Source organism: Novosphingobium sp. HNCC26BN242 (assembly GCF_057180525.1).
This window is the reverse complement of sequence record NZ_JBXUGM010000002.1, coordinates 85,785-103,467: the sequence shown is the minus strand read 5'-3', so window position 1 is coordinate 103,467 and position 17,683 is coordinate 85,785. Positions and strand designations below refer to the sequence as shown.

The 17,683-nt window shown below is 61.0% G+C and carries 19 protein-coding genes; 12 read left to right on the top strand and 7 right to left on the bottom strand.

Annotated features, from left to right (window positions below):
- The first annotated feature begins 100 nt into the window (after positions 1-100).
- The 6 genes from AC2A1F_RS08135 (at position 101) to ruvB (ending at position 5,187) form a co-directional block, all read left to right on the top strand.
- On the top strand, positions 101-2,341 hold the full coding sequence (locus AC2A1F_RS08135; protein WP_484208279.1) for a TonB-dependent receptor: 2,241 nt from the start codon (positions 101-103) through the stop codon (positions 2,339-2,341).
- 133 nt (positions 2,342-2,474) lie between these two features.
- Entirely contained in the window at positions 2,475-2,738 is a 264-nt protein-coding gene (locus AC2A1F_RS08130) for a hypothetical protein (RefSeq protein WP_484208278.1), read from the top strand.
- Positions 2,739-2,800: 62 nt separating this feature from the next.
- Positions 2,801-3,415 (top strand): Holliday junction branch migration protein RuvA, encoded by a 615-nt coding sequence (ruvA, locus tag AC2A1F_RS08125; RefSeq protein WP_484208277.1) that lies wholly within the window; start codon positions 2,801-2,803, stop codon positions 3,413-3,415.
- A gap of 209 nt (positions 3,416-3,624) precedes the next feature.
- Positions 3,625-3,873 carry a ribbon-helix-helix domain-containing protein gene (locus AC2A1F_RS08120; RefSeq protein WP_484208276.1) on the top strand — a complete coding sequence of 83 codons (249 nt, stop codon included), beginning with the start codon at positions 3,625-3,627 and terminating at the stop codon, positions 3,871-3,873.
- On the top strand, positions 3,866-4,162 hold the full coding sequence (locus tag AC2A1F_RS08115; protein WP_484208275.1) for a type II toxin-antitoxin system RelE/ParE family toxin: 297 nt from the start codon (positions 3,866-3,868) through the stop codon (positions 4,160-4,162). Before AC2A1F_RS08120 ends, AC2A1F_RS08115 begins: the two co-directional genes overlap by 8 nt.
- On the top strand, positions 4,159-5,187 hold the full coding sequence (ruvB, locus tag AC2A1F_RS08110; RefSeq protein ID WP_484208274.1) for a Holliday junction branch migration DNA helicase RuvB: 1,029 nt from the start codon (positions 4,159-4,161) through the stop codon (positions 5,185-5,187). Before AC2A1F_RS08115 ends, ruvB begins: the two co-directional genes overlap by 4 nt.
- 531 nt (positions 5,188-5,718) lie before the next feature.
- On the opposite strand, the gene AC2A1F_RS08105 is transcribed toward ruvB, so the two are convergent.
- Positions 5,719-6,504, bottom strand: a complete 786-nt coding sequence (locus tag AC2A1F_RS08105) for a hypothetical protein (protein ID WP_484208273.1) — start codon at positions 6,502-6,504, stop codon at positions 5,719-5,721.
- Here AC2A1F_RS08105 and AC2A1F_RS08100 point away from each other — a divergent pair.
- Positions 6,497-6,574 (top strand): hypothetical protein, encoded by a 78-nt coding sequence (locus AC2A1F_RS08100; protein ID WP_484208996.1) that lies wholly within the window; start codon positions 6,497-6,499, stop codon positions 6,572-6,574. The two genes, AC2A1F_RS08105 and AC2A1F_RS08100, sit on opposite strands and share 8 nt — an antisense overlap.
- An 86-nt stretch (positions 6,575-6,660) precedes the next feature.
- Here the strand turns inward: AC2A1F_RS08100 and ruvC are convergent, their stop codons facing one another.
- Positions 6,661-7,137: a crossover junction endodeoxyribonuclease RuvC gene (ruvC, locus tag AC2A1F_RS08095; RefSeq protein ID WP_484208272.1), complete on the bottom strand. Its 477-nt coding sequence runs from the start codon at positions 7,135-7,137 to the stop codon at positions 6,661-6,663.
- A 36-nt stretch (positions 7,138-7,173) separates the two neighbouring features.
- Positions 7,174-7,938 carry a YebC/PmpR family DNA-binding transcriptional regulator gene (locus AC2A1F_RS08090; RefSeq protein WP_484208271.1) on the bottom strand — a complete coding sequence of 255 codons (765 nt, stop codon included), beginning with the start codon at positions 7,936-7,938 and terminating at the stop codon, positions 7,174-7,176.
- Positions 7,939-8,047: 109 nt separating this feature from the next.
- Here AC2A1F_RS08090 and AC2A1F_RS08085 point away from each other — a divergent pair, with 109 nt between their 5' ends.
- Positions 8,048-8,749: a CPBP family glutamic-type intramembrane protease gene (locus AC2A1F_RS08085; RefSeq protein ID WP_484208270.1), complete on the top strand. Its 702-nt coding sequence runs from the start codon at positions 8,048-8,050 to the stop codon at positions 8,747-8,749.
- Here AC2A1F_RS08085 and AC2A1F_RS08080 read toward each other — a convergent pair.
- The 3 genes from AC2A1F_RS08080 to AC2A1F_RS08070 form a co-directional block, all read right to left on the bottom strand.
- Positions 8,746-9,063, bottom strand: coding sequence for a YbjQ family protein (locus tag AC2A1F_RS08080; protein ID WP_484208269.1), 318 nt, complete (start codon positions 9,061-9,063; stop codon positions 8,746-8,748). The genes AC2A1F_RS08085 and AC2A1F_RS08080 overlap by 4 nt on opposite strands.
- A 42-nt stretch (positions 9,064-9,105) precedes the next feature.
- Positions 9,106-9,342: a DUF2312 domain-containing protein gene (locus AC2A1F_RS08075; RefSeq protein ID WP_298282411.1), complete on the bottom strand. Its 237-nt coding sequence runs from the start codon at positions 9,340-9,342 to the stop codon at positions 9,106-9,108.
- Positions 9,343-9,451: 109 nt separating this feature from the next.
- Positions 9,452-9,769, bottom strand: a complete 318-nt coding sequence (locus tag AC2A1F_RS08070) for a DUF1244 domain-containing protein (RefSeq protein WP_484208268.1) — start codon at positions 9,767-9,769, stop codon at positions 9,452-9,454.
- Between the two features lie 103 nt (positions 9,770-9,872).
- Here AC2A1F_RS08070 and pyk point away from each other — a divergent pair, with 103 nt between their 5' ends.
- Positions 9,873-11,312, top strand: a complete 1,440-nt coding sequence (gene pyk / locus AC2A1F_RS08065; RefSeq protein ID WP_484208995.1) for a pyruvate kinase — start codon at positions 9,873-9,875, stop codon at positions 11,310-11,312.
- A 115-nt stretch (positions 11,313-11,427) separates the two neighbouring features.
- Positions 11,428-13,782 (top strand): TonB-dependent receptor, encoded by a 2,355-nt coding sequence (locus AC2A1F_RS08060; RefSeq protein ID WP_484208267.1) that lies wholly within the window; start codon positions 11,428-11,430, stop codon positions 13,780-13,782.
- A gap of 70 nt (positions 13,783-13,852) precedes the next feature.
- On the opposite strand, the gene AC2A1F_RS08055 is transcribed toward AC2A1F_RS08060, so the two are convergent.
- Positions 13,853-14,533, bottom strand: coding sequence for a YggS family pyridoxal phosphate-dependent enzyme (locus AC2A1F_RS08055; RefSeq protein WP_484208266.1), 681 nt, complete (start codon positions 14,531-14,533; stop codon positions 13,853-13,855).
- Between the two features lie 22 nt (positions 14,534-14,555).
- On the opposite strand from AC2A1F_RS08055, the gene AC2A1F_RS08050 reads away from it, so the two are divergent.
- Both AC2A1F_RS08050 and AC2A1F_RS08045 read left to right on the top strand, forming a co-directional pair.
- Positions 14,556-15,104, top strand: coding sequence for a thiamine phosphate synthase (locus AC2A1F_RS08050; protein ID WP_484208265.1), 549 nt, complete (start codon positions 14,556-14,558; stop codon positions 15,102-15,104).
- Positions 15,105-15,207: 103 nt separating this feature from the next.
- The gene (locus tag AC2A1F_RS08045) at positions 15,208-17,592 is read left to right on the top strand and encodes an FtsK/SpoIIIE family DNA translocase (RefSeq protein WP_484208264.1); all 2,385 of its coding nucleotides are present in this window, start codon (positions 15,208-15,210) and stop codon (positions 17,590-17,592) included.
- Positions 17,593-17,683: the final 91 nt, after the last annotated feature.

The following is a 17,683-nucleotide window of genomic DNA, read 5'->3' as shown; positions in this document are numbered from 1 at the left end:
TTTTTAGATTGAATGAAAACCACTCCTATGCGATTGGCCTGTCCAAAGTGGTCAATAAGGGAGGATCCAGATGCTTAGGAAGTCGAGCTTGGTTGTCAGCATGGCGTCGCTTGCCATTGCTCAGGCGGCGCTGGCGCAAGAAGTGTCTGACGGAGCGCTGGAAGAAATCGTCGTGACCGCGCAGAAGCGCGAGCAGAACCTGCAGCAGGTCCCTGTGTCGGTAACAGCGCTCTCGGCAGACGCCATCATCAACAAGGGGATCACGCAGTTTGAGAACTTGGCGCAAGTAGCGCCGGGCCTCACCATCACGCAGGGCACGCAGCGCACCGGAAACAGCATCAACGTGCGCGGTATCGGCACCTCGGTGTTCAGCATCGGTGTGGAGCCTGCTGTCTCGGTTGTCGTGGATGACGTGCCAATCCTGAATCAGGGTCAAGCTTTCGCCACCTTGACCGATATTGAACGGATCGAAGTGCTGCGCGGGCCTCAGGGCACGCTGTTTGGCAAGAACGCCTCTGCGGGCGTGGTCAATATCGTCACACGCGCCCCAACTGACACGTTCTCGGGCCGGATAGCTGCATCTGCCACGACGGACGACGAATATCGCGTCGAAGCGGGCATTTCAGGGCCGTTGGGCGAAAACGTCGGCTTTCGCATCAACGGCTTTTACAGCGACTTCCGCGGTTACGTGAAGAACCTCGCCGCCGGAAACTACCTTGGCGCGGACGAAAGCTGGGGTATCCGCGGAAAGCTCGAGGCCGATCTTTCGGACGCGGTGAAGGTTACGATCTCGGCCGAGCATTCCGAACTGGAAGGCAACTCGACACCGCGCACCGTTCGGACTTTCCCGGCGGGCGGCACCGTCTTCGGCGCATCGATCGCTACCAACTTTGCCGGTGTCCGTGTGGGGCCGGACAACTACGTACTCAACCAGAATTATGATGGCATCGCCAAGGGCCAATCGACCAATGTTAGCGGTCGCATCAGCATTGATCTTGGCGGAGTTGATCTGATTTCCGTCAGCAGCTTCCAGAAATGGGGCCTTGATACGCAGGATGACACTGATCAGATCAATCTGCCGGTGTTCGGTGTGCCGACAGGCCTTGTGCAAACCAGCCCTTATGACACCAAGTATTTCACGCAGGAACTGCGTCTCGTTTCCACAGCGCCGGGTCCGTTCCAGTATATTCTGGGTGCCTTCTATGCCGATGGCCAGACGGACCGCTCGTTTGACCGTGGTCCCGCCGGACCTCTCGTTGCACGCTGGGTGGCAGGCGCTGGTACGAAAACCCTCGCCGCTTTTGCGCAAGGTACCTACGATCTGGCCGAAACGACCCATCTTGACGCCGGTATCCGCTACAACCACGAGAAAATCGATGTCTCGTTCCTGCGGCTCAACCCCGCTTCATCTCCGCCTGCCAACAACGGTGCATGTTTGAGCATCTGCACGGGCGACGCTTCTGATGATGCTGTCACCGGCAAGATCTCGCTGCGCCAGGATCTGACGGACCGGGTGATGATCTACGCCTCGTTCGCGACCGGCTACAAGGGGCAGGGTTACGACGTATCTTCCGGGTTCACACCGTTCCGTGCGGCCAATCCGGTCAAGGCGGAAACATCGCGCGCATATGAAATCGGCTTGAAGAGCCGCTTCCTCGACAACAAGGTGCAATTCAACATCACCGGCTTCTGGACGGATTACAACAACTTCCAGTCGCAATCGGCAGTTGTTCAACCAGACGGGTCGATTCAGTTCCAGATCGATAACGTTGGCAAGCTGCGGTCACGCGGCGTCGAATTCGAACTGCAGACCAAGCCCACTCGTGCTCTGTCCTTCGATGTCTCCGGGACTTTCCTTGATGCTGTGGTGACCGAATTCCCGCTTGCCAATTGTTATACCGGGCAGGCGGCTGATCAGGGATGCTTTGACATAGATGGCACGGGGCCCGGCATTGCAAGGGCGCAAAACCTTGCCGGCAAGCGCTTGTCGAACGCTCCACGCTTCATGTTCAATGCATCGACCATGTACGATATCTTCATGGACACGATGCCATTCGATGCCTTCGTAACGCTGGACTATCGCTATCAGACGAAGGTCAATTTCGATCTCTTCCAGAACCCGCTCTATATAGAGAAGGGCTTCGGCGTTCTCAACGGCAGCATCGGAATCCGCCAGCGGGATGACGCATACCGCATCACCCTGTTCGCCAACAATCTGTTCGACAAGAACTTTGCGTCGAATCTTGGCGGTTTGATTGGCGGCCCTGCAACTGCGGTAAACCAGGTCCTGTCACGCAATTCGCGCCGCTACTTCGGCATCCGCGGCAGCTATAACTTCTGATCAAGTTGCCCGGCCGGGCAAGGCTCAACGAGCCCGGCCGATCACTTCTATACCAATGGCCCGAGAAGCTGGCGCATGTCTCCACCTTTTCGGGCCATTGCGCCAAGTGCGCGCCTCCCGTAACGCAAATCCTATGGATTTTGACGATCAGCTTCGCCGCTATTTCGGCACCGACGATCTTGGCGCGGCCCCGGCGTCGGCAATTGATGCGGGGGTGGAGCGGATGCTGGTAGATTTCGGGCTTGAAAAGGACCGCTCGCGCCGCTTTGGATTGTGGACTTTGCTCCACATGTTAGGCCGCGCGCCCGATCTGGACGTGGCGTTCAAGGAGGCAGCGGACCGTGATGCCGCGCGCGATTTCATGGATCTGATTGATCGCGCTGGACCGGAAAACTGATTGCGCGCACTCCATCTGGCCGCTCTTGCACAGCGCTGGCGGGCCGTGCATAAGAACAAAGCATGATCGCAAAACTCACTGGCATTCTTGATGACACTGGTCCGGATTGGGCCGTGATCGACGTGGGCGGCGTTGGTTACCTTGTCCAATGCTCGGCCAAGACGCTCAGCCACCTCGGCATTCGGGGCGACAAGGTCGTCGTCCACACCGAAATGCAGGTCAGCGAAACCGACCAGCGACTGATCGGCTTCACCAGCGCCGGGGAGCGGGCGTGGTTCCGGTTGTTGACGGCGGTGCAGGGGGTGGGATCCAAGGTTGCGCTGGCAATCCTTTCGGCCCTGTCGGTCGAAGAATTGCAACGCGCCTGCGCGCAAGGCGATGCGGCGATGGTGGCGCGGGCAAACGGCGTGGGGCCGAAGCTGGCCAGCCGCATCGTCAACGAATTGAAGGACAAGGCCGGCGGCCTTGCGGGCTATACCTCGCCGGTGGGCATGGGTGGAGATGTCTTTGCCCCGCCGCCGGGCAATGCGGCTGCCGACGCCGTCTCGGCGCTGCAGAACCTCGGCTTCAAGCCGATGGTGGCCAGCAGCGCAGTAGCCGCAGCGGTGAAGGAACTGGGCGAGGACGCCGGACTGAACGATCTGGTGCGCGTGGCGTTGAAGAGGGCGGCGGGGTGATGCGGCGGGCAGCTTTTGTCGGCAGTTTGTGCGCGCTTACGATCGCCGCGTGGCTTTGGGGAAGCAGGCAGTTCGCCATTGATGCCTGTCTCGACGCAGGCGGTGCATGGGGTTACGCCGCAGGATTCTGCCATCATGGCTGAAATAGCCGTCGTCACTTTGCCAAGCCCCACTTTGCTAAGTCAGCGCACTACCGGTATGATCAAGCCATGACCGACCTGAGCTTTTCCATCCCCGAATCGATGCTGCAATGGCTCGAACGGCGAGCGTCAGCCGGTGATTACGTAGACGTGGGCGATTTCCTGCGTGATCTCGTGCGTAAGGAACAGGAACGCTCCCAGCGGCTGGAGTGGTTGCGTGAGCAGATCGCGGAAGGTCTTGCTTCCGGCATTGTCGAGGGCGAACCTGAAGACCTGATCGAAGAGATTATTGCAGCCCGCCGGGCACGGCATGGCTGACGTCCGGCTGACCGCCGCGGCACTGGCAGATCTTGATGAGATCGACGAATACGGCGTAGTGAACTTTGGAAGCGAACTCGCTGATGCCTATTCTCGCGGCTTCCGCAGCGTGTTCGACCGCTTGCGCCGCTATCCCCGTTCAGGCCCTTTGGTTCCGGAACTCGGTGATGAAGTGCGGACGATACGCTACCGCGAGCACCGTCTCTCTTACGTGGTAGAAAATGAGGACGTGCATGTTTTGCGTGTGTTCCATGTCGCTCGCGACGTTCAGGATTTCGATTTTTCATGACCGACAACCCCCTCCTCACCCCCGAACGCATGGTCGAAGATCAAGACGCGGCCCTGCGGCCCAAGACGCTGGCTGAATTCGTCGGGCAGGCAGCGGCCAAGGACAATCTGCAAGTGTTCATCGAAAGTGCCAAGATGCGGCGCGAGGCGATGGATCATGTGCTGTTCTTCGGCCCGCCGGGGCTGGGCAAGACCACGCTGGCGCAGATCATCGCGCGGGAACTGGGCGTTAACTTCCGCTCCACGTCCGGCCCGGTCATCGCCAAGGCGGGGGATCTGGCGGCACTGCTAACCAATCTTGAACATGGCGATGTGCTGTTCATTGATGAAATCCACCGGCTTAATCCCGTGGTGGAAGAAGTGCTCTACCCGGCGATGGAAGACCGCGCGCTGGATCTGATGATCGGCGAAGGCCCCTCGGCGCGTTCGGTGCGGATCGATCTGCCGCCCTTCACGCTGATCGGCGCGACGACGCGGCAGGGCTTGCTGCAAACGCCGCTGCGCGACCGTTTCGGCATTCCGGTGCGGCTGCAATTCTATTCGGTGGATGAGTTGGAACGCGTGGTGGCGCGTGGCGCGTCATTGCTGGGCATCGGCATCGACAAGGGCGGGGCGACCGAGATTGCGCGCCGGTCTCGCGGCACCCCGCGCGTGGCCGGGCGACTGCTGCGCCGTGTGCGCGATTTTGCGCAAGTGGCCGGTGCCGACAAGATCACGAAAGACAATGCCGACAATGCTTTGACCCGGCTGGAGATCGATCAGATCGGGCTGGATCTGCAGGACCGGCGCTATCTGATGATGATCGCCGATATCTACAAAGGCGGGCCGGTGGGCGTGGAAACGCTAGCGGCGGGGCTTTCGGAACCGCGCGACACGATCGAGGAAGTGATTGAACCGTACCTGATCCAGCTGGGCCTGATTGCCCGCACCGCGCGGGGCCGCTGTCTGAATGACCGTGGCTGGCAGCATTTGGGACTCGCGCCCCCTGCGGGCCAATTGCCGGGCCTGTTTGATTCGGGCGATTGATCGGCGCGCTCGGCGGGGCGTCAAAGCGGGGGCGGGAAAGACGGCCTGCGAAAGAGTTTGGCAACATTCGGTCCCAAACTGGCACAGAGTTAACTGGCGGCCTGCACCGGTCCCGATTTCGGGCAGATTCCATGGCCAGAACACGGTTAACGTCATTGCCCTGAACCTTCCCATCTGCGTTGATTGACCGGTCAGGAAAGCAAAGCATCGCGTTAACCCGCTTTTGCTAAGCGCTTTCCCAGGGAAAACGAGAGCAACGATCATGTCGGTTCGGATGGCATTGGCAAAACTGGCAGCAGCTGCAGCGGGCGGGGCCATGCTTGGCGGCGGCGCGGTTCATGTTTCTGAAGCACCCGCTCAGGGTGAGATTCATCATGTGAAGCCGGTCAAGGTCAAGACGGCCAAGCCCGCGAAGCGCATGGCCGCACGCCGCGCCGCGCCGCGCGAAGTCCATCGCGCCCGCCGCGTGGTGACAACGACGACGACTCGCACCTGTGAGCCAGCGCAACAAATGGCGATGGTACCTGTGCCCTACATGCCGCCAATGCCGCCCCAGCCAATGGGCGGTGGCGGCGGTGGTGTTCCCGTGGTCATCGGAGGCGGCGGGCTTGGCGGCTTTGGTGGCGGCTTCTTTGGAGGCTTTTTCGGCGGTGGCGGCGGAAGCGGTGGCGGCGGCGGTAGTGTGGTCATCTCCTCCACCAGCACGGGCTCTACATCCACCTCTGGCGGCTCCACTTCAACCTCGGGTGGATCAAGCTCAACTTCGGGCGGATCAACCTCATCGACCACGGGCGGCGTTTCGACGTCTACCGGCGGCGTTTCAACGTCCACGTCGACAGGCGGGGTTTCAACTTCGACCGGGGGTGTTTCCACTTCCACTGGCGGTGTCTCGACATCGTCTTCCACATCTTCGGGCAACGTCTCGACTTCGAGCGGCGCTGTTAGCAGCTCCTCGGGCAACGTCTCGACCTCTTCGGGCAATGTCTCGACGTCCAGTGGGAACGTCAGCACGTCTTCCGGCGCAGTCAGCAGCAGCTCATCGACATCGACATCGTCGGGTAATGTCAGCACGTCTTCGGGTAATGTCAGCACCAGTTCGTCTACGTCGACGTCCTCGGGTAATGTCAGCACCAGCTCGTCGACATCATCATCAACGTCCAGCAGCACCAGTAGCTCGACGTCTTCTTCTACCTCGACCTCCACCTCGGGTGGTACGACAAATGGTGGCACAACGAACGGTGGCACAACCAATGGTGGGACCACCAACGGCGGCACCACCAATGGCGGCACCGATGTGCCCGAACCTTCGATGATCATCCTGTTCGGCGCGGCAGCAGCCGGGCTGGTGGCGCGGCGGCGATTTGCGAAAGTGAAGCCGCAAGCCTGATTGCACTTTATCGCCCGCTGCGGTGGGTGAGCGGGAAGGGCGGCATCCGGGGGGACGCCGCCCTTTTTGCTGCCCGAACCGGAAACTTAGCGATGGCTGCCCAGCATATTGGCGTGGGTGATGGCCACGGCCAGCGCATCCGAAGCGTCCTCGCCCGCCAGCACGACGCCGGGCAGCAGGATCTTGAGCATGTGCTGAATCTGCTGCTTTTCCGCGCCGCCGGTTCCGACCAGCGCCTTCTTGATGACCTTTGTGGGATATTCCGCCACCGGAATGCCCGAGCGCGCTACTGCGACCATTGCCACGCCGCGTGCCTGGCCCAACTTGAGCGTGGATTGCGGGTTGACGTTGACAAACACCTCTTCCACCGCGCCGCTATCGGGCTTGTAGATTTTGATCACCTCAGCCAGCGCCGTATCCAGTTCGACCAGACGTTCGGCCATCGTCGCCTTGGCGTTGGTGCGGATCTGGCCGTTGGCCACATGGCTGAGCCTGCTGCCGGACTTGGAAACGACGCCCCATCCGGTGCAGGTAAGGCCAGGGTCAATGCCGAGGATGATCATGGAATGCTCTCCCCCAATGGGGGAGGATCGCAAGGATCAACCCAGTTTCTCCATCACTTCGTCGGGGATTTCATAGTTGCCCCATACGGTCTGAACGTCATCGTCATCGTCCAGCACGTCGATCAGCCTGAGCAGGGTTGCAGCGTCATCGGCCGATACCTCGGTCTTCATGTTCGGGCGCCAGGCGAGCTTCACGCCTTCGGCTTCGCCCAACACCTTTTCCAGTTCGCGCGCGACTTCATGGAGGTTTTCAACGGCCACCCAGATTTGGTGGCTGCCGGGGTTTTCGTCGCCATCACCCATATCGGATTCAACATCGTCGGCCCCTGCCTCGATCGCGGCTTCGAGAACTTTTTCCTCGTCCCCAGCCTTGCCCGGATATTCGATCAGGCCCAGCCGTTCGAAGCCGTGGCTCACCGCGCCGCTTGCGCCAAGATTGCCGCCGTTCTTCGAGAACGCGGTGCGGATGTTGGTGGCGGTGCGGTTGCGGTTGTCGGTCAGCGCTTCGACGATGACGGCGACGCCGCCGGGGCCGTAGCCTTCGTAGCGCACTTCTTCATAGTTATCGCCTTCGCCCTTGCTCGCCTTGTCGATGGCGCGGGCGATGTTGTCCTTGGGCATGGACTGCGCCTTGGCGGCGTTGACCGCAGCGCGCAGGCGCGGGTTCATGTCAGGATCGGGGATGCCCATCTTGGCCGCGACGGTGATTTCGCGCGAAAGCTTGGAAAACTGTGCCGAACGCTTTTTGTCCTGCGCACCTTTGCGGTGCATGATATTCTTGAATTTGGAATGGCCTGCCATGGTCCGTCTTCTTGCGTGTTTCAGGAATCTTGAAATCTGCCCCTAGCCGAGACAGTGGCTTGCGGCAATCTGTGTGGCGCAACGCCGGTTTTGGCGGCATGAAGCGGGCATGATCCGCGCAGCATTGACCGAATTCGCCACATTTCTCCGCAATCCGCAGCCGATGCAGGCCAGTGGGCTGGCCAGTGGGCTGAACGCCGATGGCGCGGTTGCGCGTTGGTTGGTGTTGAGCATGCTGCAGATCGTGGTGCTGGGTCTGGTGGTGATGCCGCTGATCCTGGCATGGCAAAAGGCGTTCGGCCTTCCTTCACCCAATGCTTTCGATGGCCTGAGCCCGCTTGCCCTGTGGGGTGGGGCAGTGCTGCTGGCCCCGGTGCTGGAAGAGCTGTTCTTTCGCGGCTGGATGAGCGGGCGGCCTGCTGCGCTGTGGCTGACTTCGGCGGTCATCGCGGGGCTGGGGCTGTTTGCCGCATTCGCGCGCGGTAATCCGTTGGCGGCAGGGACGATCCTGCTAGGCACGGCCATTGTGGCGGGTGTTGCGTGGTGGCGCGTGCGGCGCGACACACAGGTGTCACCCACCTTCGCCCACGCCTTTCCGGTGCTGTTCTATCTTGTAACCGTGCTGTTCGCGCTGATGCACGTGTTCAACTATCCGCAAGTCAGCGCGGTGGTCTTGCCGATGGTCCTGCCGCAGTTCTGGTCTGGCCTGATGCTGGGCTATATCCGGGTGCGGCTGGGTTTGCTGGCAGCCATTCTGGCGCATGTGGCATCGAACGCTGTCATGCTGACGGCAGCTTTGGCGACGGGTTAGAGCACTACCGCCGTCCCGCTTACGCTGACCATCAGCATCGAACCGCGTGCGCCGATGGTCTCGTAATCGAAATCGACGCCGATCACGGCATTGGCACCCACCATCCGCGCCTTGTCTTCCAGCTCGCGCAGCGCCTGCTCGCGTCCGCGTGTCAGCACTTCCTCATACTTGCCAGAGCGGCCACCGAAAATATCGGTCAGCGAGGCGAAAAGATCGCGCACGATGTTCGCGCCCAAAATCACCTCGCCGGTTACGATACCAAGGTGGCGCTGCACCGGGCGGCCTTCGACAAGGCTGGTGGTAGTAAGGATCATGGCTGCCCTTTCGCGTGGAGTCCGGGCAGCCTAGCGGGAATGTCAGTCAATGCCGAGGGCGTTCTTGTACGTCTCAAGCACGGCTTCCATCTCACGGCGATCATCCGGCTTCATTTTCCGCAGACGGACGATCTGGCGCATGATCTTGGCGTCATAGCCGGTGGATTTGGCTTCGCTGTAGACGTCCTTGATATCGTCGCCGATGCCCTTCTTTTCCTCTTCAAGGCGTTCGATGCGTTCGATCAAAAGGCGCAGGCGGTCGTCAGCGGTTTCGGCCATCGGGGAAGTCTCCGGGTAAGATGCGTGAATCGGTTGCCGGGGCTGATAGACGCAGGCTTGGCTTTGGGCAAAGGACCGCCTGTGGAAATGTGGCCCCGGAACGGAGCGATCAGTGCGTGCCCCCGTTCCGCTGCAGGCTCTCCTCCATCCGCGCCATCTGTTCGGGCGTTGCCTCGGTCTGGTAGGCGGCCTTCCAATCCTCGAACGGCATGCCGTGGATCACCGCGCGGGCAGCGGCCTTGTCACCATCAAAGCCCGCATCGCGAATCCAGTCGGACAGGCAATTGCGGCAGAAACCAGCCAGACCCATCAGATCAATGTTCTGCGCATCGTGGCGTTTTTGCAGGTGCTTCACCAGGCGGCGAAAGGCAGCGGCGGCAATGTCATCTGGTATTGCATCGATTGCATTCGTATCCACGATAAACATCCCTCGTTTGAAATGGTGTTTTGAAATGGCATGGGCCATACGCGCCTCACGAATTTGATATAGGAGTACTGACGCCGTGGCCAAGCTCGATCCACGTTCAAGCATGGTTTTGGGACGCAAGGTAAAGATCCTTGCCACGGTTGGCCCGGCAAGCCGCGATCCCGAAATGCTGGAAAAGCTCTATCGCGCAGGGGCTGATGCGTTCCGCGTGAATATGAGCCACGGCGAACACGCCATTCACGCCGAGACCATCGCCAATATTCGTGCGCTGGAAAAGAAGGTGAACCGACCGATCACCGTGCTGTGCGATCTGCAAGGGCCAAAGCTGCGCGTGGGCAAGTTCAAGGAAGGGCGCGCCGTCATTCGCCATTCCGGCCACTTCACCTTAGACCGCAATCCCGAACCCGGCGATGAAACACGCGTGTGCCTGCCGCATCCCGAACTGTTTGGCGTGTTGCAAAAGGGCCAGCGCCTGCTGATCGACGATGGCAAGCTGCGCTTGCGCGTGATCCGCGCCGACATGGATGAAATCCTGTGCTCTGCCGAAGTGGGAGGCGTGATTTCTGATCGTAAGGGCGTGAATGTGCCTGATGCGGTCGTGCCAGTGCCCGCTCTCACCGAGAAGGACCGCCGCGATCTGTCATTTGCCATTGAAAACGGCGCAGACTGGATTGCACTGTCCTTTGTGCAGCGCCCCGAAGACGTGGCCGAAGCGCGCAAGCTGATGGGTGGTTACGGGTCGTTGATGGCCAAGATCGAAAAGCCAGCCGCCATCTCGCGTCTGGAAGAAATCATCGAATTGTCCGATGGCATCATGGTGGCGCGCGGCGATCTGGGTGTGGAACTGAACCCCGAAGAAGTGCCCCCGCTGCAAAAGCGCATCGTGGAAAGCGCGCGGCGGCAGGGCAAGCCGGTGGTTGTCGCCACACAAATGCTCGAATCGATGATCGAAGCGCCAACGCCCACCCGCGCCGAAGTCTCGGACGTGGCGAACGCGGTCTATGATGGTGCCGATGCAGTCATGCTCTCTGCCGAAACGGCCGCAGGTGCCTGGCCGGAAGAGGCAGTGACGATCATGCACCGCATTGCCGCGCAGGTAGAAGCCGATCCGGGCTATGCCGCGCGCGTCCACTTTGTGGAAACGCTGCCCGATCCCACCACAGCAGATGCACTGGCTCAGGCTGCGGCAAGCATTGTCAACACGCTGCCGATTGCCGGAATTATCGTGTTCACAGGCTCAGGCTCCACCGCGCGGCGCGTTGCGCGTGAGCGGCCTGCGGTGCCGATGCTGGTGCTCACACCTTCGCAGATAACCGCGCGCAAAGTCGGTCTGCTGTGGGGTGCCCATGCCGTGAACACCAAGGATATCGGCAGCTTTGAGGAAATGATTGCCAAGGGCAAGCGCATGGCGCTGCGGCACGGTTTCGGCTCTGCCGGATCAAAACTGATTGCGCTGGCAGGCGTACCCTTCGGCACGCCGGGCGCAACCAACCTGCTGCACGTTGTCACGCTCACTGGCAACGAACTGGATCGTTATACCTGAAAACAGTGCAGATCGGCCACACTCGATCGTAAGATTTAATTGCTCGATTGATTATGAGTTGAAACTCGCTCTGCGTGGTTCATTTACAGTCCCATAAAACAAACGGGAGCTGTGAATGCCTAAGAACGTCAAAATGGCCGCACGAGCGAGTTTTGCGTGTGGTTTGAGCGTGATTGCACTGCTGGCGGGCAATGTGCATGCGCAAGAGGTGGCGCAGGCGGATGAGCAGGTGTCATCGATCGACATGCTCAATGCCGATATCATCGTGACGGCTAACAAGAAAAAGGACGTCGAGAACGTCCAGGCCGTACCGATGGCTATCACGGCGTTCAACGCAGATACTTTGCAAGCCTTGCAGGTGCGCGATCTGCAGACGCTGACCTTCAGCGCGCCGAACGTCTCGCTCGATCAGGTCGGCACTTCGCGCGGCACGGCCAACTTCTCGATCCGCGGCCTCGGCGTCAACAGCTCGATCCCGTCGATCGACCCCACCGTCGGCGTGTTCATCGACGGCGTGTACATCGGTGTGAATGCTGGCCTTGTGTTCGACGTGTTCGACCTTGGTTCGATCGAAGTGGCGCGCGGACCTCAGGGTATTCTCTATGGCCGCAACACCACAGGCGGTGCGGTTTTGATCAACACGGGTGATCCGACATCAGACTTCCGGGGCAATTTCCGGGTGTTTTATGAAGGCCCGGTCGATTCCGGGCGTGGTTCAGGCAACTTTGCCGCGCAAGCCGTGATTTCCGGTCCGCTGATCGAAGGCAAGCTGAACTTCAAACTGGGCGGCTACGTAAACAACGATCAGGGCTATTTCCGCAATCTGTTCGACAATAGCGATTTCGGCAAGGCCGAGACCGAGATCGTGCGCGGCGCGCTGGAATTCCTGCCGACCGAAACGGTCCGCATGGTGGCAAAAGTGGAATACTTCACCAGCGATGGCGATGGCCCTGCCGGCCAGAACCGGGGGAGATTCAAGCGTGATACGTTTGACTTTTCGGTCGACAATCGCGGTTTCTATCGCAACGAATCATGGTTCGCCACGCACAAGACCGAGATCGACATTGGTGATGGACTGCTGACCAATATCTTCGGCTTCCGCGATTTCCAATCGGCCACCAGCGGCGATATCGATTCTTTGCCAGTGTTCCGTTTCCATTCGGAAACCGAGTTCAACCAGCGCCAGTATTCGAACGAACTGCGCTACAACGTGCGCATGGGCAATCTTGACTTCACGACCGGTGGCTTCTGGTTCCAGCAGGACCTGGGCTATGACGAAATCCGCCGCTTCCCCAGTTTCATCAGCCCTCTTGGCACGCAGATTGGTGGCGGACGGCAGGACCACGAAGTGCTCGGCCTGTTTGCGTCCGGCGATTATGACGTAACCGAAAAGTTGACGCTGACCGCAGGCCTGCGCTGGTCTCGCGAGACCAAGGATGCAGCCGTCACCTATATCCGGCCACGCGCGGCGTGCTCGGTGATCGCAGCAACATGTGCGACTTCGGGCGTAAACACCACAGTGGTCGCGCCATCTCCGGCTGAAAACAACGGATTTACGGATAATCGGGCGTGGGAAAACTGGAGCCCCAAGGTCGGCTTCCAGTATCGCTTTAACCCCGATGCGCAAGTCTATGGCAGCTGGTCACGCGGTTTCCGTTCGGGCGGCTACAACTTCCGCATCACCAATGCCCGCGCATTTGAACTGCTGGCAGGCGTCGGCGGTGCCAACCCGCAATATGCCTTTGATGAAGAGCAGGTCGACAGTTACGAACTAGGCGTGAAATACCGCAGCCCCGATCGCAAGCTGACGCTGAACCTTGCCGCCTTCCGCACCGATGTCGGCAACATGCAGCGTGAAGTGAACGAAGGTTCTGCAGCGGGCGTGGCGCAATCGATCTTCAACACTGCCGATGCGCGCATCGATGGCATCGAAGGCGAAGGCCGCTTTGCGGTGAACAAAAACCTGCTGCTGACCGCCAATTTCGGCTATATCAACGGACGCTATCGCAAGGTGCTGTTCGATCTTTCCAGCGATGGTGTGGTCAACGATGCGGACCGCAGGCTGGCGCTGCCGCGCTTGCCCAAGTGGACGTACGGTGCAGGTGCTGTGCTCGATTTTGCTACCGGAAAGGACTCGAGCATCATGGCACGCGCCAATTGGCAGTTCCGTGATCGATTTGCCTATACCGACAACAATTTCGGCTGGATCGCCTCGGCTGACAATCTCGATGCCTCGATCAGCTACAATACCGGCGGGCTGACCTTCACGATCTATGGCCGTAACCTGCTCGATCAGGTGCAGCACGGCGGGGATACGCAGATCGGCAGCGGTGCGGCGCAGATCCCGGTGTTCGGCGGGCCGCTGTCCACCGGCGTCAACCGGCCGTTCAGCGAAAATCCGGCGGTCGGCACGTTCTCGCCGCTTGCCCGGGGCCGGGTGCTCGGGGTGGAAATCAACGCCAACTTCTGATCGGCAACATCACCGAACAAGACGGCGGGGAGAAGCGCGATGCTTCTGCCCGCCGTCTTGGGCAATGCGATCAGCGTTCGCCGAACAGGGCAGAGCCCACGCGCACATGCGTGGCACCTAATTGCACAGCCACTTCAAAGTCGCCACTCATGCCCATCGACAGGCAGGGCAGGCCATTGTCATCGGCCAGCTTGTCCAGCAGCGAAAAGAACGGCGCGGATTCGATGTCTGCAGGCGGCACGCACATCAGGCCGATGACTTCGATCCCGGCGCTCCGGGCCTGCTCTAGCAGCGCGGGCAGTTCGGCCAAGGCGCAACCACCCTTTTGCTCTTCTGCGCCGATATTGACCTGCACGAAGCACGGCACTTTGCGCCCCAACCGGTCTTGCGCCTTGCCCAGTGCGGCCACCAGACTCGCGCGGTCAAGCGAATGGATGCAATCGAACAGTGCAATGGCATCTTCGGCCTTGTTCGACTGGAGTTGCCCAACAAGGTGCAGGGCCACATCGGGATGGGCAGCGCGAATATCGGGCCACTTGGCCTGCGCTTCCTGAACGCGGTTTTCGCCGAACACGCGCTGTCCTTGCGCGATCAGTGCAAGGATCGCCTCGGCGGGTTTGGTCTTCGATACCGCAACCAGCGTCACGCTCTCGGCCTTGCGCCCGGCGATGCTGGCGGCTTTGGCGATGCGGGCCTGAACCTGTTGCAAAGGGGACTGTTCAAGCGATGATGAAGGGACTGCCTGTTCCATGGCGGGGTGCTATAGCGCGGGCATGAGAAAGCGCCAGAGCATCAGAGGGCAGGTGGTGCCGCAGTGCCTGCTCCTGACCGATGCGCGCAATGACACCGGGCTGGAACAGGCGATACGGCGTCTGCCGTACGGCAGTGCACTGGTGTTCCGTCATTATCACCTGCCCGATGCTGCGAGGCTAAGGCGTTTCCGTCGCTTGGCCGCTTTGGCTCGGGCCAACGGCGTGTCGGTCATCGGCGCGCGGGTTCCGGCAAGCTGGCATTGTGACGGCGTATATGGCTCGGCTCGGGAATTGGCGGGCCGGGCTGGCTTGCGGGTGGCCACCGCGCATTCGCTGCGCGAGATTGCCATGGCCGCGCGGGCCGGGGCCGATGCGGTGCTATTGTCGCCGGTCTTTGCCACCCGCTCCCATCCGGGAGGTAGAGCGCTGGGGCCGCTGCGGTTTCTGATGCTGGCGCGGCAATCACCGCTGCCAGTGATCGCACTGGGCGGCATGACCCGCCAGCGCGCGGCGCGATTGTCTTCGGCAGACCCTGTAGCAGGATGGGCGGCGATCGACGGATTGGCTTGAGCGCCCAAAAGCCATGTTCCCGTTATTTTCCGCAAGGATTCTTGACGGTGAGTCCCCATCGGGCGCATTATAGCCCTGACCACGAACGGGGACACGCATAACCATGGCCAGCCGGGCAGGACCTTCCGCACGCACGAGCAGCGCTGATTGGCGCGCCGTGCTGCGCCGTTCGGTGCGCCGCAGCTTCGAACTGATCGGCGGCGCAGTGCTGGCAGGGGCCATGCTGTTCCTTGCGCTTGCGTTGGTCAGCTACACCCAGACCGACCCTTCGGGCAGCACCGCATCGGGCAGTCCGGTAGAAAACTGGATGGGCCTTGCAGGGGCCTGGGCGGCAGAGCGCGTGCTCTTGTTCTTTGGCCTGCCCGGGGTGCTGCTGCTCCCGCTGCTGTGGGTCTTTGCGCGGCGGCTATGGGATGGTGAAGGCGATCTGATTGATTTTGAAGAGGACGAGGACTTCGTCCCCGAACCGCGCTGGTGGCGGCCCACGCTGCTGCTGTTCGTGGCCATGGCGCTGTTGGGCCTTGCGCTGTCGCTGTGGGGGGCAGGGGCGGCAAGCCGGTTGCCCGCAGGCCCCGGTGGTATGGCCGGGCTGCTGGGCGCTGCCGGGATTGTGGGGGTGGCCAGTCTGGTGCCGCAGGTTTCGCAACTGTGGTTTACGGTCCCGGTTGGGCTGGCCGCCTTGGCAGGTGGCATGGCGATTGCCAGCCGGATCTTTGCGTTTGACTGGGGCCGCATGCTCTCGCTCCCACCGTTCCTGCGCCGCGCCCCGCGCAGCAACCGCCTGGTCCACGAGGACGCGCCGCCCGCTCCTGTGGTCAAGCGTGACCGGCGCGAAAAGGAGGCGCGCGCCGCCGCAGAGGAGATCGACGTTGACGATGCGCTGGCGCAGCGCAAGCCGACCGAGATCAGCGATTCCACCCGCGCGCAGATTGTCGCAGCCGCCCCGGCCAAGGCGCGGCAGGGCGATCTGTTCGACAAGTACGAACTGCCCTCGATCGAATTGCTGGTAGAGGCAGCCGCCGGATCGACTCAGAAGGTCGACAAGCTGGCGCTGGAGCGCAACGCCCGCCTGCTTGAAAATGTGCTCGATGATTTCAACGTGAAGGGTGAGATCACCGCCGTGCGCACCGGGCCGGTGGTCACGATGTATGAACTGGAACCCGCGCCCGGCATCAAGGCCAGCCGCGTGATCGGCCTCGCCGATGATATCGCCCGCAACATGAGCGCGATTTCCGCGCGCGTCTCGGCCATTCCGGGGCGCACAGTGATGGGCATCGAACTGCCCAATGCCATCCGCGACATGGTGTCTTTCCGCGAGCTGATTGCGTGTGAAAAATTCGCCAGCTCCAAGGCCTTGCTGCCGATCATCTTGGGCAAGGACATCTCGGGCGAACCCATTGTCGCCGATCTTGCCACCATGCCACACTTGCTGGTGGCGGGCACCACCGGTTCGGGCAAGTCGGTGGGGCTCAACTGCATCCTGCTGTCGCTTCTGTACCGTTTGACGCCCGCTCAGTGCCGCTTGATCCTTGTCGATCCCAAGGTGCTCGAACTCAAATCCTACGATGATATCCCGCACCTGCTTTCACCCGTGGTGACCGAACCATCCAAAGCAGTGCGGGCCCTGAAATGGGCGGTAGAAGAGATGGAGCGCCGCTATCGGCAAATGTCCTCCGTCGGCGTGCGCAACATCTCGGGCTTCAATGACAAGGTGCGGGCGGCGCAGGCCAAGGGCAAGCCCTTGGGCCGCCGCATCCAGGTGGGCTTCGATCCCGATTCGGGTGAGGAACTGTTCGAAGAACAGCAGCTCGATTACGAAGTGCTGCCGCAGATCGTGGTTATCGTCGACGAACTGGCCGACCTGATGGTGACGGTGGGCAAGGAAATCGAAGTCCTGATCCAGCGCCTGTCGCAAAAGAGCCGCGCGGCGGGTATCCACCTGATCATGGCCACGCAGCGCCCGTCGGTTGACGTGATCACCGGCGTGATCAAGGCCAATTTGCCCACGCGCATCAGCTTTGCCGTGACCAGCCGGATCGACAGCCGCACCATTTTGGGCGAGCAGGGGGCCGAACAGCTGCTGGGCAAGGGCGACATGCTCTATAAGCCCAACACCGACCCGATCAAGCGCGTCCACGGCCCGTTCGTCAGCGACGAAGAGGTTGAAAAGGTTGCCGATCATTGGCGCAGCCAGGGCAGCCCGGACTATGTCGATTCGGTCACCGAAGAGCCCGAAGACGGCGGCTTCGGCTTTGACGATATCGACAGCGCATCGGACAACCCCGAGGATCGCAAGTACCGGCAGGTGTGCCAGCTCGTGTTCGAAAGCCAGAAGGCCAGCGCAAGCTGGATCCAGCGGCAAATGGGCGTGGGATACAACACCGCGTCCAAATGGATCGAACGGATGGAAGCCGATGGTCTGGTGGGACCGGCAAACCATGTCGGGCGGCGCGAGATTTATCGGGACAAGGACGGCAATGTGTTGTGATGCTCACTGGGAAAAGCGTGCGTGAGGGTTGATCCTGCCAGAGGTTTTGCCCTTTTGAAACAACGCTCCACGCCATTTGGCTGACTGGGCC

What these genes read in the sequence shown, in the direction of transcription:
- ruvB (WP_484208274.1), top strand. Translation starts at nt 4,159, where the DNA reads ATGACCGACAACCCCCTCCTCACCCCCGAACGCATGGTCGAAGATCAA.
- AC2A1F_RS08075 (WP_298282411.1), bottom strand. Translation starts at nt 9,342, where the DNA reads ATGGCCGAAACCGCTGACGACCGCCTGCGCCTTTTGATCGAACGCATC.
- AC2A1F_RS08130 (WP_484208278.1), top strand. Translation starts at nt 2,475, where the DNA reads ATGGATTTTGACGATCAGCTTCGCCGCTATTTCGGCACCGACGATCTT.
- AC2A1F_RS08070 (WP_484208268.1), bottom strand. Translation starts at nt 9,769, where the DNA reads ATGTTTATCGTGGATACGAATGCAATCGATGCAATACCAGATGACATT.
- AC2A1F_RS08135 (WP_484208279.1), top strand. Translation starts at nt 101, where the DNA reads ATGGCGTCGCTTGCCATTGCTCAGGCGGCGCTGGCGCAAGAAGTGTCT.
- ruvA (WP_484208277.1), top strand. Translation starts at nt 2,801, where the DNA reads ATGATCGCAAAACTCACTGGCATTCTTGATGACACTGGTCCGGATTGG.
- AC2A1F_RS08085 (WP_484208270.1), top strand. Translation starts at nt 8,048, where the DNA reads ATGATCCGCGCAGCATTGACCGAATTCGCCACATTTCTCCGCAATCCG.
- AC2A1F_RS08115 (WP_484208275.1), top strand. Translation starts at nt 3,866, where the DNA reads ATGGCTGACGTCCGGCTGACCGCCGCGGCACTGGCAGATCTTGATGAG.
- AC2A1F_RS08100 (WP_484208996.1), top strand. Translation starts at nt 6,497, where the DNA reads ATGATCATCCTGTTCGGCGCGGCAGCAGCCGGGCTGGTGGCGCGGCGG.
- AC2A1F_RS08050 (WP_484208265.1), top strand. Translation starts at nt 14,556, where the DNA reads ATGAGAAAGCGCCAGAGCATCAGAGGGCAGGTGGTGCCGCAGTGCCTG.
- AC2A1F_RS08080 (WP_484208269.1), bottom strand. Translation starts at nt 9,063, where the DNA reads ATGATCCTTACTACCACCAGCCTTGTCGAAGGCCGCCCGGTGCAGCGC.
- AC2A1F_RS08090 (WP_484208271.1), bottom strand. Translation starts at nt 7,938, where the DNA reads ATGGCAGGCCATTCCAAATTCAAGAATATCATGCACCGCAAAGGTGCG.
- ruvC (WP_484208272.1), bottom strand. Translation starts at nt 7,137, where the DNA reads ATGATCATCCTCGGCATTGACCCTGGCCTTACCTGCACCGGATGGGGC.
- AC2A1F_RS08055 (WP_484208266.1), bottom strand. Translation starts at nt 14,533, where the DNA reads ATGGAACAGGCAGTCCCTTCATCATCGCTTGAACAGTCCCCTTTGCAA.
- AC2A1F_RS08060 (WP_484208267.1), top strand. Translation starts at nt 11,428, where the DNA reads ATGCCTAAGAACGTCAAAATGGCCGCACGAGCGAGTTTTGCGTGTGGT.
- AC2A1F_RS08105 (WP_484208273.1), bottom strand. Translation starts at nt 6,504, where the DNA reads ATGATCATCGAAGGTTCGGGCACATCGGTGCCGCCATTGGTGGTGCCG.
- pyk (WP_484208995.1), top strand. Translation starts at nt 9,873, where the DNA reads ATGGTTTTGGGACGCAAGGTAAAGATCCTTGCCACGGTTGGCCCGGCA.
- AC2A1F_RS08045 (WP_484208264.1), top strand. Translation starts at nt 15,208, where the DNA reads ATGGCCAGCCGGGCAGGACCTTCCGCACGCACGAGCAGCGCTGATTGG.
- AC2A1F_RS08120 (WP_484208276.1), top strand. Translation starts at nt 3,625, where the DNA reads ATGACCGACCTGAGCTTTTCCATCCCCGAATCGATGCTGCAATGGCTC.